The sequence below is a fragment of the Kitasatospora sp. NPDC091276 genome, from assembly GCF_040684355.1.
Lineage (GTDB): Bacteria > Actinomycetota > Actinomycetes > Streptomycetales > Streptomycetaceae > Kitasatospora.
Map to the genome: position 1 here is coordinate 100,713 of NZ_JBFBFU010000029.1, position 12,220 is coordinate 112,932.

Annotated in this window: 17 protein-coding genes; 9 read left to right on the forward strand and 8 right to left on the reverse strand. The window is 73.8% G+C overall.

All coding sequences use genetic code 11. From position 1 onward, the window contains the following. Positions 1-13: 13 nt before the first annotated feature. On the forward strand, positions 14-454 hold the full coding sequence (locus AB0O19_RS30175; RefSeq protein WP_363624061.1) for a sigma factor-like helix-turn-helix DNA-binding protein: 441 nt from the start codon (positions 14-16) through the stop codon (positions 452-454). 62 nt (positions 455-516) lie between these two features. Here AB0O19_RS30175 and AB0O19_RS30180 read toward each other — a convergent pair whose 3' ends face one another. The 3 genes from AB0O19_RS30180 to AB0O19_RS30190 form a co-directional block, all read right to left on the reverse strand. Then, complete coding sequence (locus AB0O19_RS30180; protein WP_363586796.1) at positions 517-1,956, reverse strand: MAB_1171c family putative transporter; 1,440 nt, start codon at positions 1,954-1,956, stop codon at positions 517-519. Next, positions 1,953-2,522: a ParH-like protein gene (locus AB0O19_RS30185; RefSeq protein WP_363624063.1), complete on the reverse strand. Its 570-nt coding sequence runs from the start codon at positions 2,520-2,522 to the stop codon at positions 1,953-1,955. Before AB0O19_RS30185 ends, AB0O19_RS30180 begins: the two co-directional genes overlap by 4 nt. Before the next feature lie 169 nt (positions 2,523-2,691). Next, on the reverse strand, positions 2,692-3,138 hold the full coding sequence (locus AB0O19_RS30190) for an XRE family transcriptional regulator (protein ID WP_363586798.1): 447 nt from the start codon (positions 3,136-3,138) through the stop codon (positions 2,692-2,694). Between the two features lie 357 nt (positions 3,139-3,495). Here AB0O19_RS30190 and AB0O19_RS30195 point away from each other — a divergent pair, with 357 nt between their 5' ends. From AB0O19_RS30195 to AB0O19_RS30215, 5 genes are all read left to right on the forward strand, one after another. Further along, a complete protein-coding gene (locus AB0O19_RS30195; RefSeq protein WP_363624065.1) occupies positions 3,496-4,134 on the forward strand; it encodes a PH domain-containing protein in 639 nt (212 codons plus the stop codon). 163 nt (positions 4,135-4,297) lie between these two features. Continuing rightward, positions 4,298-4,825 carry a hypothetical protein gene (locus AB0O19_RS30200; RefSeq protein ID WP_363624067.1) on the forward strand — a complete coding sequence of 176 codons (528 nt, stop codon included), beginning with the start codon at positions 4,298-4,300 and terminating at the stop codon, positions 4,823-4,825. 121 nt (positions 4,826-4,946) lie between these two features. Beyond that, the gene (locus AB0O19_RS30205) at positions 4,947-5,777 is read left to right on the forward strand and encodes a serine protease (RefSeq protein WP_363624069.1); all 831 of its coding nucleotides are present in this window, start codon (positions 4,947-4,949) and stop codon (positions 5,775-5,777) included. Positions 5,778-5,929: 152 nt separating this feature from the next. After that, complete coding sequence (locus AB0O19_RS30210) at positions 5,930-6,937, forward strand: aldo/keto reductase (protein ID WP_363624071.1); 1,008 nt, start codon at positions 5,930-5,932, stop codon at positions 6,935-6,937. A gap of 76 nt (positions 6,938-7,013) precedes the next feature. After that, a complete protein-coding gene (locus AB0O19_RS30215; RefSeq protein ID WP_363624073.1) occupies positions 7,014-7,850 on the forward strand; it encodes a DUF4253 domain-containing protein in 837 nt (278 codons plus the stop codon). A gap of 63 nt (positions 7,851-7,913) precedes the next feature. Here AB0O19_RS30215 and AB0O19_RS30220 read toward each other — a convergent pair whose 3' ends face one another. The 5 genes from AB0O19_RS30220 to AB0O19_RS30240 all read right to left on the reverse strand — a co-directional run bounded on the left by AB0O19_RS30220 (position 7,914) and on the right by AB0O19_RS30240 (position 11,322). Further along, positions 7,914-8,798: a helix-turn-helix transcriptional regulator gene (locus AB0O19_RS30220; protein WP_363624096.1), complete on the reverse strand. Its 885-nt coding sequence runs from the start codon at positions 8,796-8,798 to the stop codon at positions 7,914-7,916. 36 nt (positions 8,799-8,834) lie between these two features. Beyond that, positions 8,835-9,641, reverse strand: coding sequence for an SDR family oxidoreductase (locus AB0O19_RS30225; protein WP_363586804.1), 807 nt, complete (start codon positions 9,639-9,641; stop codon positions 8,835-8,837). 359 nt (positions 9,642-10,000) lie between these two features. Then, complete coding sequence (locus AB0O19_RS30230; protein ID WP_363624075.1) at positions 10,001-10,213, reverse strand: DUF397 domain-containing protein; 213 nt, start codon at positions 10,211-10,213, stop codon at positions 10,001-10,003. Positions 10,214-10,292: 79 nt separating this feature from the next. After that, on the reverse strand, positions 10,293-10,493 hold the full coding sequence (locus AB0O19_RS30235) for a DUF397 domain-containing protein (protein ID WP_363624076.1): 201 nt from the start codon (positions 10,491-10,493) through the stop codon (positions 10,293-10,295). Then, positions 10,450-11,322: a helix-turn-helix transcriptional regulator gene (locus AB0O19_RS30240; protein ID WP_363624078.1), complete on the reverse strand. Its 873-nt coding sequence runs from the start codon at positions 11,320-11,322 to the stop codon at positions 10,450-10,452. The genes AB0O19_RS30235 and AB0O19_RS30240 overlap by 44 nt, the downstream gene beginning before the upstream one ends. 147 nt (positions 11,323-11,469) lie before the next feature. Here AB0O19_RS30240 and AB0O19_RS30245 point away from each other — a divergent pair, with 147 nt between their 5' ends. The 3 genes from AB0O19_RS30245 to AB0O19_RS30255 all read left to right on the forward strand — a co-directional run. After that, positions 11,470-11,673 (forward strand): hypothetical protein, encoded by a 204-nt coding sequence (locus tag AB0O19_RS30245; RefSeq protein ID WP_363624080.1) that lies wholly within the window; start codon positions 11,470-11,472, stop codon positions 11,671-11,673. Positions 11,674-11,675: 2 nt separating this feature from the next. Then, on the forward strand, positions 11,676-11,924 hold the full coding sequence (locus AB0O19_RS30250; RefSeq protein ID WP_363624082.1) for a hypothetical protein: 249 nt from the start codon (positions 11,676-11,678) through the stop codon (positions 11,922-11,924). A gap of 75 nt (positions 11,925-11,999) precedes the next feature. Beyond that, positions 12,000-12,220, forward strand: a 221-nt coding sequence (locus AB0O19_RS30255) for an NUDIX domain-containing protein (protein ID WP_363624084.1), incomplete at its 3' end; no start/stop codon positions are given.

Here is a 12,220-nt window from a genome sequence, read left to right on the forward strand (position 1 = left end):
TCGGGAATCAACCATGCCGACACCACCACGACAGCCGACCACCACGACCACGACCATCACCACGACCACCGCCACCGGACCGGCGCTGGGCCTGTGGGCGCTGTACGACCTCCACCTGCGCCACTACCTCGACTACGCCGCCCTGCTGCTCCCCGCGGCCGACGCCCCGCTGGCCGTCCAGGGCGCCTTCGACGACCTCAGCGGCCACTGGCTCGACGCCCTGGCCACCGCCAGCCCGGCCGCCTGCGCCTGGCAGGCGGTCCGCCGACGCGTCTGCGCCCTGGCCGGCCCGCGCCCGCTCGGCCCGGTCGCCCACCTCACCGCCCCCCAGCAGGACGTCCTGCTGCTGCACCTGGTCCTCGACCTGCCCGCCGCCGAGGTCGCGGCCCTGACCGGCACCGAACCGGGCGCCGTCCACGTGCAGTTGCGCTCGCTGGCGGCCGTCCGCCGGTAGCCGCCGCCCCGGCCCGCTCCCGTCGTTCCACCGGCCGGGCTGCCCCCGGCCGGTCCGGCGGCTCATCGCGCGGGGCTCGCGACCGGGTCGGGGTCGGGAGCGGCGGGGGAGGGGGCGGCGGCGCGGGCACGGGCCCGGACCTCGGCGACGGCCGGGCAGGTGGCGTAGACGCGGGTGAGGTGGGCCAGGTGGTCGGCCTCGGACTCCAGGTCCTGTCCCAGGGCGTGCGGCGGTTCGGCCGCCGGGGCGGTGCGCGGGGTGTCGGGGTTGGGCCGGGCGCCGGCGGCCGCGCGTTCCAGCGCGGCGGCCAGCGCGGCGGCCTCGGCGGTGGCGCCGGCCCGGGCGGCGGACGGGGGGAAGCGCGAGGCGGCGGCGGCGAGCCACCGCGGGGTCCGCGGGTCGAGGTGCTGGCGCAGGATCAGCCGGGCGTCGTGGATCTCGATGATCCGCCGGTACAGGGCGAACTGCGGGTCGCGCGGCGGCAGCAGCGGCAGGCGGCTGGCCGGGGCGAGCGCGATCTCCGGCAGCACGGTGTGCAGGTCCCGCCAGAGCGGGGCCAGCGCCCGGTAGCGGCGGTGGGCGCGCAGCCAGCCGCGGACGGCGGCGTGCGCGGCCGGCCACACCGTGGTGCCCAGGCCCGCCGCGAGCAGCGCCACGCACAGCAGGCCCAGGACGCCGCACAGGGCGTCCTCGGCGCCGGCCTGGGTGCCGGTGGCCGCCGCCTGGACGACGTCGTCGACGCCCCAGGCGTTCCACAGCAGGCCCGCGACCAGGCTCAGCGTGAGCAGCCGCAGCCCGCTGCGCTGGCGCCCGGGCGCGGCGGCGCGGGCGAGCCGGGCGAGCTGGCGCAGCAGGGCGGTGAGGCAGTAGGCGAGGTAGAGCACGCCGGCGGCGGTGTACCCGGCCAGTGCCAGACGGGCGCCGGTGGAGGGCGCGGCGGTGAGGTCGGAGGCATCCAGGCCCGGCGCGGCGGCGACGAACAGGACCGCCCGCACCCCCAGGACGCCGGCCAGCAGGGCGAGCTGGCGCCGCACCGCGCGGCGGGGAAGGTCGGGCGTGTCTGACAATTCCCGCCGGGCGCACGACGCCGGGCATCCCGCCTGGACGCACCGGCGAAACGCCCAAGTACGGCCCAGTACGAGGACGCTTCGCCGGCACGCCCAGCCGGGCGCCCACCGCCGCGCGCTGATCCGCCGCGAATTGTCAGACACGCCCTCGGGATCGCGCAGGACGCCGGCCAGCAGCCGGATCGCGCAGGCCGCGCCGATGCGCAGTACGTCGCCGAGCAGGACGGGCACGGCGGGCGCGATCCCGAGCCGGTGCAGCCGGTCGGCGGCCTGGACGGTGGGCGGGGCGAGCAGCAGCAGGGCGGCGGCGAGCAGCGCGGTGGCGTAGCAGCTGTAGCGGGCGATGGCGCGCGGGTTGGTCCGGCGGCCGCGGGCGAAGTGGCAGGCGCTCAGGGCGAAGAACAGCGCGACGCCGTAGAGGACGAGGCCGCTCACGGACGCCCCGCCGCCCGGCCGTCGGCCGCCCGGCCGTCGGCGGGTCCGGGCTCGCCGGTGAGCAGGGCGTCCAGGACGTCCAGCGAGTCCGGGTGCGGGGCGGGGCCGGGCGGGTGCGCGGCGTCGGCCTTGGCGGCCCGGCTGAGGATGAGGGAGGCCAGCAGCTCGGCCTCGCGTTCCTGGGGCTCGTCGTAGCCGGTGCGCCCGAGCACCCGCCGGACCAGGTCGGGGGACAGGTGCGGCAGGAGGTCCGCGGCCGGGCCGAGCGGCGCGGAGCCGGCGTGGTCCAGGAGCAGGTGGGCGATCTCGTGGACCAGGATGTGCCGGCGGTGCAGCGCGCTGGTGTCGGCGGTGTACAGGATGTAGTCCGCCTCCCGGGTGGACACCAGCAGCCCGCAGGGCGCGTTGGGCCGGGCGGCCACCGGCAGCAGGTCGATCGGCCGCCCCCGCCGGCGGGCGATTTGCTCCAGTAGCACGGTGGTGTCGAACGGGCTCGGCAGTTCCAGCTGTTCGGCCATCCGCCGGCAGCGGCGCAGCGCCGATCGGTAGCACCTGTCGTCCCGCACGCTGTGTTCCCCTTCTCGATCAGCGGCCCCGTTCCCCCCGATCTCCCGACCGCCGTGGCTCCGCCTCCGTGCCTGGCCCCCGCCTTGGCCCCCGTCTTCGTAGCCCCCCGCGCCCCGTCCGCCCCGGACCCCGTCCGCCCCGCCCGCGGCCCCGCGCCCGCCGCCGGCGTCAGGGCGCCGGGTTCCGGCGGGCCGCGTCCCGGCGGGCGATGACGTCGATCAGCTCGCTGACCGTGTCCAGGCCCTCGGAGGAGAGGCCGACCGCGCGCAGCGCCAGGCTGCGCACGCCCGCGTCGCGCAGCGCGCCGAGCAGCGCGAGCTCCTTGGCGATCTCCGCGCCCTGCCGCTCGTCGAAGAAGTACGCGGGCGGGACCTGGAAGAACTGGGCGAGCGCCTCCAGGTGGCGCTTGGTCGGGTTGTCCCGGCGCCCGGTGCGCAGCTGCCACAGGTAGGTGGTGGAGAACGACTCCCCGGTCGCCTCGCGGCAGGCCCGGGCCACCTCTTCGTTGGTGTACTGCTCGCGGTCGGGTCTGCGGACGGTGTGGAACAGCGCCTCGATCCTGGCCGCGAGCCCGGACAGTTCCACCGGTCCGTCCTCCCGGTTCGATTCCGCCATGGCCCGCCCTCCTCACCGGGGCCCCGCACGTCTCCTCCTGGCGGGCGGGCAGGGCCGGCCAGGTCACGATAACCCAACGGCATCAGCTGGCGTGGATCACAAGATACCGCCGATCAACGTCAGTTGACCCCTCCGTCGGCGGCTGACATCCTGGACCGCGGGCGGACCAGTCGAACTGACTGACCATCAAATCCGTTCGTGTTAAAGACATTTGACGTTTCCCCCGGATCGGCCGAACGATCTCGGCAGGCCGGTAGTGTGACCGACTCCCCTGGGACCGCCAGGCATCGACGCCCGAGACGGGACCGGCCGGACCGGCCGGCCCCACCGACGGCACGACGTGGGAAGGGGGCGCCCGTGAACACGGCGCCGCGACACCAGACGGTGCGGCTGGGCTTCCTGTGGCGAGCCGCCGGCGCCCCCGTCGGCTGCGTGCTCGCCCTGGCGATGGGCGTCGCGCTCGCCGACAGCGGGGACGCAGGCCGGATGGGAGCCGTCCCCGCGCTGCTGCTGTCGAGCGCGGCCGTCCTGGGCGTGGCCCTGCCCGTCCCGTACGGCTTCTGGCTGCGCGCCGACGACCACGGCCTCACCCTCGTACGGGCGTTCGTCCCGCGCCGCTACCGGTGGCGGGACATCCAGGGGCTCACGATGGACGCCGGGCAGGACGCCGACTCCGGCGCCCACCGGCTCGTCCTGCTGCTGCGCCTGACCCCGGCACCCCGCCGGACCGCCCGCGCCGCCCGCATCGCCCGCGCCGCACACCTGCACGGGCCGGTCCTCGGCATCCTGGGCACCACCCGCGACGGGCTGCCGCGCGGCACCGAACCCCGCCGCCTCGCCGAACTGTTCGACCTGCTCCGGCGCCACGGCGTCCCCTTCGACGACCGCCGCTACGCCGACCTCGTCCTCACCGCGCACGGCTACCCGGCGCTCGCCCACACCGCCCCCGGCGCGTCCCTCTCCGCTCGGCCCGCCGCCCGCCCCGACGCCGCCTGAACCGGGACCGAACCGGGCCCGCGCAGCCCGCCCCGGCCGGCCCGGCCCTTTGAGCCGCCCACCGCTGAGCGCCCACCGCTGAGCCGCCCACCGCCCCGCAGCCGTTGACCCCGACGGAAGCGCGCCCGCCCGGACGGCGCGCCAGGACGTCAGGAGAGCGGCGATGCTCAGGTTCCACGGCGCATGGCGGATCACCGTGGTCGGCAAGAACGCCAGCTTCGACCAGCGCGCGGTGGTGCGCGGCCCCTACGGCACCCGGACGCTGCCCGGCCGGGTCGGCGCCACCCTGGAAGTCGACGAGGACAGCTGGACGCTGACCCTGGAACACCACCTGTGGGGCCGCAGCTGGCAGCCGAACCTGCGCGTCACCCCCGGGCCCGTCACCGAACGCGACGGCGTCCGCAGCCGCCTGCTGACCAGCAACGACTGCCACTGGCCCGACAAGCCCCTGGACTACGTCAACTTCGTCGTCCGCCTCGACCAGAGCCTCGCCCCGGCCCCCGTCCTCGCCCCTGTCCGGGCCGTGCGCCCCGCCGACTCCCTGCAGCCCTCCGCGCCCCGGGCCATCCGCACCTCCTCCGGCGACGTCGGCGACTTCGGCGCGCCCGCCCCCCGGCCCGCGGCCACTCCCGCGCCCAGGCCGGCGCAGGCCCCGGGCACCAACGCCCGGCCCGCCGCGACCCCCTGGTAGCCCGCCCCCGGGCCCGGGGGACAACCCCCGGGCCCGGCGGCCCGCTGCCCGGATGGCCCGGACGGGCGCCGCAGGGTTGGCTGGACGCATCCGAACCAACCGATCCGAAAGGCCGTCACCCGTGCTCCTGCGCAAGACCGTCCGCCGCCGCGCCGCCCGCGCCACCGCCGTCGCCGCCCTCGCCGCCGCCCTGGGCGCCACCGCCATGACCGGCAGCGCCCAGGCGATCGTCAACGGCCACGACTCCACCGAGCGCTACCCGTTCATGGCCACGATCCCGATGAGCGCCAAGCAGATAGCCGACGGCACCTGCGGCGCCACCCTGATCGACCCCCAGTGGGTCCTCACCGCCGCCCACTGCGTCCAGGGCTACCCGGGCAGCGAGCTGACGCTCGACGGCACCGTGCGCATCGGCAGCGCGCACCGCAAGAGCGGCGGCACCGTCCGGGCCATCACCCGCACCGTGGTCCACCCCGGCTTCAGCTTCGGCGACGGCCAGACCCGCCCCAACTACGACGACCTCGCCCTGGTGCGCCTGGACCGCCCCGTCGCCCAGCGGCCCCTCCCCGTCGCCCAGCGCCCCGGCCCGCCCGGCACCCCGACCCGGCTGCTCGGCTTCGGCACCGTCGTCGACACCCCCAAGTTCGAGGAGATGGTCTTCCCCGACCGCCTCCAGGAACTCGACACCCGCCGCGGCGCCGTGGCCGACTGCGCCCCCGGCTACGCCGGCCCCACCCGCCTGTGCACGACCAGCCCCACCCCGAAGGCCATGGCCTGCTTCGGTGACTCCGGCGGCCCGCAGATCCAGCGCGGCCGCGGCGGCCGCTGGGAGCTCATCGGCACCACCTCCGGCCCCGGCGCCCCGGGCGTGCCCTGCTCCGAAGGCCCGGGCCTGTACACCGACGTGCGCGCCTACGCCGACTGGATCCGGGCCACCATCGCCGCCGGCTGACCCGGCTGACCCGGCCGACCCGGCTGACCTGTCTTCGCCTGACTGACTGACCGGCCGATCCGGCCGACCGCCTGACCCCGGTGGCCGGATGCGCCGGCCGACCCGACGGTAAAGTCCCAGGTGAGCACCGTCGCGCCCGAGGAGACCCCGCCATGCCGACCGACCCCGCCACCGGAGCCGCCGCCGACCGCCCGCCGATCGCGCGGTACGGCCTGGGCACCGCAGCCGTCGGCCGGCCCGGCTACATCACCCTCGGGCGTGACGGCGACCTGCCCGCCGAACGCACCGTCGAGGCGCTGCGCGACCGCACCCACGCCCTGCTCGACGCCGCCTACACCGCGGGCGTGCGCTACCTCGACACCGCCCGCTCCTACGGCCGCTCCGAGGAGTTCGTCGCCCAGTGGCTCGCCGAACACCCCGCGGCCGCGGCCGAGATGACGGTCGGCAGCAAGTGGGGCTACACCTACACGGCCGGCTGGCAGACCACCGGGGTGGCCGCGCACGAGGTCAAGGAGCACTCCACGGCGGTGTTCGACCGCCAGCTCCACGAGACCCGCTCCCTGCTGGGCCCGCACCTGGACGTCTACCTGGTCCACTCCGTCACCCCCGACAGCCCCGCCCTGACCGACACCGCCCTGCACGCCCGCCTGGCCGACCTGGCCGACCTGGCCGGGCAGGGCGTGCGGGTCGGCCTGTCCACCAGCGGCCCGGCCCAGGCGGACACCATCCGCGCCGCCCTGGCCGCCACCGTGGACGGCCGCCCGCTGTTCACCGCCGTCCAGGCCACCTGGAACCTCCTCGAACCCTCCGCCGCCCCCGCCCTGGCCGACGCCCACGCCGCCGGCTGGCTGGTCGTCGTCAAGGAGGGCATGGCCAACGGCCGCCTCGCCGGGCGCAACGCCACCGGGGACGACACCGCCGCACTGCGCGCCCTCGCCGCCCGCACCGGCGCGCCCCTCGACGCCCTCGCCCTGGCCGCGGCCGCCGCCCAGCCCTGGGCCGACCTCGTCCTGTCCGGCGCGGCGACCGTCGACCAGCTCGCCTCCAACCTCACCGCCGCCACCCTGCGCCCCGACCCCGACGACCTGGCCGCCCTCGCCACCCTGGCCGAACCCGCCCCGGAGTACTGGCGCACCCGCGCCGCCCTGCCCTGGTCCTGAACCGCCCCCGCCGCACCGCGGGCCCGAACCCCGCCGCCCGAACCCCCGTGTCAGTGACCGCCCCTACGGTGGCCGCATGACCTCGGACCTGTCCCGTCTCCTGCCCGCCACCCTCCCGCCCGGCCGCCTGGTCGGCGGCGAGGACGGGCCGGAGCCGCTGCTGTGGATCAGCGACGCCCCCGCCCCCGCCGGCCTGTGGCAGCAACTCCACCGCGCCCACCCGCAGTCCGGCCTGTGGCCGCTGCTGCTCGTCCCCCTCGGCGACGGCGCCGACTACCGCCCCTGGCTGTCCGGCGAACTCTTCCCGGCCTCCGCCTCCGACCCCACCCTCTACGACCCCGACGCCCTGCTGCGCCGCTGGTGGCAGCAGCTCGGCGGCACCGACGAGGACGCGCCCGAGAGCCCGCCCGAGAGCCCGCCCGAGGGCCCGTTCGAAGCCGAGGACGCCGCCGAACTCCACGCCGCCCTGGCCCCCTTCGGCCCCGCCTGGCCCGGCACCGCCCCCGCCGCCGCCGTCCCCGCCGGAGCCCCCGGCATCGAAGCCCGCGGCCTGGCCGACGTGCTGCTGTCCGTACGGGACGCGCGCCTGGGCCTGGTCGAGGCGGGCAGCGGCGCCGAGGCGCTGGCCGCCTGCGGCTGGAGCGGCCCGCTCAACCACGAGGACGACACCGCCAAGATCGCCGCCGTGCTCGCCGACTGGGAACGCCGCTTCGGCGCCCAGGTCATCCAAGTCGGGTTCGACACCCTGGAGTTGAGCGTCGCCGTCCCGCCCGCCACGCTCGCCGAGGCCCTCCCGCTGGCCGCCGAGCACACCGCCTTCTGCCCCGACCTCGTCTTCCAGGGCACCGGCGCCCTGACCGCCTACGCCGAACGCCTCGTCGCCGCCCACCAGTGGTCGTTCTGGTGGGACTGACCCGGCACCCGTTCCCGCCACCGAGCCCGGGGTCACCGGACCAGTACGGCTGAAGGGGCTGGACTATCCGTTGTGCGCTTCGAGCTCGGTCGTCGGCGCCCGTTGGGTGGCCGCCCACGACGCCAGGAGCGCCAGACTGTCAGCGGTCGGTGTGCCCGCGGGTGCGGTGTAGACGTTGAGGTGCAGGCCGGGTTCGGCGGGCAGTCCCAGGGACTCGACGTCCAAGTCGAGCCGGCCCGCGATCGGATGGCGCACACGCTTGCGGCCGGACCGGTGCAGCCGCACGTCCTGAGATGCCCACCGTTGCCGGAACAGCTCACTGGACGTCGACAGTTCGCCGACCAGGGTGATCAGCTCCTCGTCGTGCGGATCGCGGCCGGCTTCCATGCGCAGCTTCGCGGCCACGCCACCGGCAATGTGGTCGTAGTCGACAAAGAAATCCCTGGCCGCCTCAGGGTTCAGATAGACGAACCGCGCGGTGTTCGCGGGCCGTCGCGCGTCGGCCAGCACCGGTGAATACAGCGCGCGAGCGAGTTGGTTCGTGGCGAGCACGTCGTAACGGCCGTTACCGATCCAGGCCGGCGCACCGGAGATCGCGTCGAGCACCTGCTGCAGCGTCGAGCGCACCGTCACGGCAGGCCTGCGCCGGCGTGGGCCGCTGGGCGCCGTGGACTGGCGCGCGAGGTGGAACAGGTGGTCGCGCTCGGCCTCGTCGAGTTGCAGGGCGGAGGCCAGCGCGCCGAGCACGCCATCGGAGACACCGGCGAGGCGGCCGCGCTCCATGCGCACGTAGTAGTCGACCGATACCCCCGCCAGTAGCGCCACCTCCTCGCGGCGCAGACCCTTGACCCGACGGTTGCCGCCGTAAGCGGGCAGGCCCGCCTGCGCGGGTGCGATGCGGGCGCGACGCGAGCTGAGGAACTCCCGGATCTCGGTGCGCAGATCCATCGCGGCCATCCCCTCACCGTAAGCCGGTCCCGCAGTCTAAGGGGTGCCCGATGCGGTCGTCGCGATGCCGCCGTCCACCGGGATGACGGTGCCCGTGAGGTAGGACCCGGCCCGGCTGGCGAGAAACACGGCGACACCCGCCATGTCGTCGTCGCGGCCGATCCGGCGCAGAGGGGCCGCCGCCGCGATCGTGTCGCCGACGGCATCGAGCGTGGACGCCGTCATCCGCGACGGGAACACTCCCGGTGCTACCGCGTTCACCGTGACGTGCTGTGGGCCCAGTTCCCTGGCAAGCACCCTGGTGAGTTGATGGAGTGCCGCTTTGCTGCTGGCGTACGAGTAGTTGGGCGACTGGGCGACGTGGATGGCGGCGATACTGCCGATGTTGATGATCCGCGCGGGATCATCGGCGGTGCCCGCCCTGCGAAGTGCGGGGAGCAGCGCCTGCACCAGCCAGAACGGCGACTTGAGGTTGAGGTCGATCACCGCGTCCCAGGCCTCGTCCGGGAACGTCGCCAGCGGCTCGCGCCACATCGCTCCCGCGTTGTTGACAAGGATGTCCAGGCGTTCCGAGCCGACCTGGACAAGATCGGCGAGGCGCTGACACTCGTCGTGCCTGGACAGGTCGGCGGGGATTGCTCGAACGTCGCCGAATTCGGACAGCAGATGCTGTGCCTCCGCGCACGCGTCTGCCTTGCGCGAGCTGATGACGACGCGGGCGCCCGCCTGGAGAAGGCCGCGCGCTATCATCAGCCCGATTCCCCTGGTGCCGCCGGTGACAAGGGCGTACTTCCCACTCAGATCGAAAAGTTCCGCGTGAGTGGTGAATTGGTTGTCCGCCATTGGTCTCCGTCTGTTCTGTCGTGGAAGAATTCGCCGACACGGTCGCGAATTCGGGGCAGCTGAATTGAACCGATGGGGTTGAAGCTGCGGTGTGTGTCCATGGTGACAGGCGTTTTGAACGTCTGGGAGACCCTGGTGATACAGGTACTGTGAGAGCCCCCCTCGCCTGATGCGCTGACCCCGGGACCCGTTCCCACCGCCGGGTTCGGGGCCGTCGGGGGCGTCGAGCCACCGCAGGCCGTGCCCCGCCAGGCTCGCCCACCGTCTGGGCAGAGGTGGCTCAGCGACGGCTCGTCATCCAGAGCGACACCGTCAGGCGCCGCCGCCCCGGCCCGGGTCGGCGGCGCCATCGAGCGGCATCAGTTGGTGCCGAATTCTCCCGTGCGGACGGCGGTGACGAAGGCCTGCCAGGCGGCGGAGGGGAAGACGAGGGCCGGGCCGTGAGGGTCCTTCGAGTCACGGACGGGCATGACGCTCGGGAAGCCGGGCGCGACCTCGACGCACTGACCCCCGTCGGTGCTGTGGGAGGACTTGATCCAGTGGGCAGAGGACAGATCGGGGCGGGAGCTCATGGTGCCAGTTCCTTCCGGATGCTCGGGGTCCTGGGTTGCGCGGCGCAGCCATCGCGGATGGCTGCGCCGCGCAGGTGGATCAGTTGGTGCTGAACTCCCCGGATCGGATGGCGGTGATGAATGCCTGCCAAGCGGTTGGTGGGAAGTTAAGGCGGGGGCCGTCGGGGTCCTTGCTGTCCCGAACCCGACCAGGGTGCGCGTCATCCACTTCGACGCAGGCGCCACCATCGTTGTTGCTATGGCTGCTCTTTCGCCAGCTCTCGTGATGGTTCGCTCGCACGGCCGTACTCCTTTGAGATGCGCCTGATCATCGCCCGGGAGTCCCGGGGCGACGGGGCCAGGGCCCTCAGCAGATCGTATGACCTCCGGCGGGCGGCCACACCCTCGACATCTTCGATGAGTTCGCCACTACGGGCCCCCTCTTCCCAAGCCACCATCGGACGGCCCGGTACCGAATAGAGAAAGAGCGACCCTCCCATCTCGGCATGGACTCCTGCTGCGAATGGCAGAACCTGCACGGTGATGTGCGATCTCTGGTCTGACGCGATGGCATCGAGTTGTCGTCTCATCACCGTTGCGTCCCCGACCGGCCGTCGGAGAGTCGACTCATCGAGGATGAACCAGCAATGCGGATGAGTCGGCGAGACCAACCGTTTCTGGCGGTTGAGGCGTGCTGACACCAGTGCGTCGAGTTCCTGCGGGGTGGCATACGGATGACCCGCGAGAAGTGAGAGTCGTGCGACCTCAGGGGTCTGTAGGAGCCCTGGAATGGTGGCAGCAGAGAACTCTTCGATGGTTTCCGCCTTGGTCTCGATCTCGGACCAACGGCGGTACTTGCCGGGAAAATTCTCCTTCTTGGCGAGTATGTAGATGCGGCCGAAGAGTCCGTTGGTGCCGAACGCGGCATCGAGTTTGGCCGGAAGGTCCGGCGGTGGCATCGACTCGGCGCGCTCGATCCTGGCCAGGTGCCCCTTCGAGAAGCAGCCGAGGATCTCGGTCAGTTGATCAAGCGACATGGAGCCGGCGAGCTCTCGGTGATTGCGCATCTCCCAGCCGAACAGGTCGCGGGCCGAGCGCCCCGGATCCAACTTATTGGGTTTGAAGGCCATGGAGCCCCTCCAATGTGTCCAACCACAACGTGGCACACGTCCACGCTGGTCAGCCTAGCTGCGGCGAGTAACGATTGAGGTGCAGAAAGTGAAGTCGATCGTGAATCGGCTCGCGGGACTGCAGATTCGCGTGGAAGGCGATCAGTCATGACCATGAAGTCACCCCAGCCTGCCAAGCTCCACGGCTACGGCGTGCGCTGGGACACCGAGACCCGCCTCTACCGGGTCCGGCACGAGCTCACCGGGGATTGGCTGCGCCAACCGGACGGTGAGCTCAAGGGGTTCGGCTCCTTCTCCGAGGCCTGGGGTGCCTGGCGCGTCTTCGAGGTCCACAAGCGGCCGGGGGAGTGAGCGTGTCCTCGATGCTCTCCCGCGCGACCGCCGACCAGCGGCGCCAGGCGGCCGACGTCCTCGACGACCTGACGGCCGTCCTCGCCCTGGGCGGCGTCACGTTGCCGTCCGTCGAGGTCGACTGGGAGCACGGCCGCAGGACGGGCTGCTACCTGGTGAGTCTGGGCTCAGCTCGTGCCGTCGAACTTCTGCGGGTCGTCGACCCGCTCCGCAAGGGGCTGCGCTACGAGCGCCTGACGCATGACGACTGAACTCCTCGCCCGCCTGCTCTGGTGGGCCGGCTTCTCCCTCCTGCTCCTCGCCGCCCTCAGAAGGTGAACCGCCCGATGCAAGACCCCCGCCTGCTCGCCAAGCCGCCGGTGTGCCGGCTCGGCTGCCTCGTCCTCGTGCGCAACCCGCGCGGCGACGTCCTCCTCGTCGACCCGGACTACATGGACGGCCTGATCCTGCCGGGCGGCGCCGCCCAGCCCAACGAGCCCCCGCACCTCGCCGCCGCCCGCAACCTGCACGCGGAGACAGGGCTCAACCTGCGTCTCGCCGACGTCCT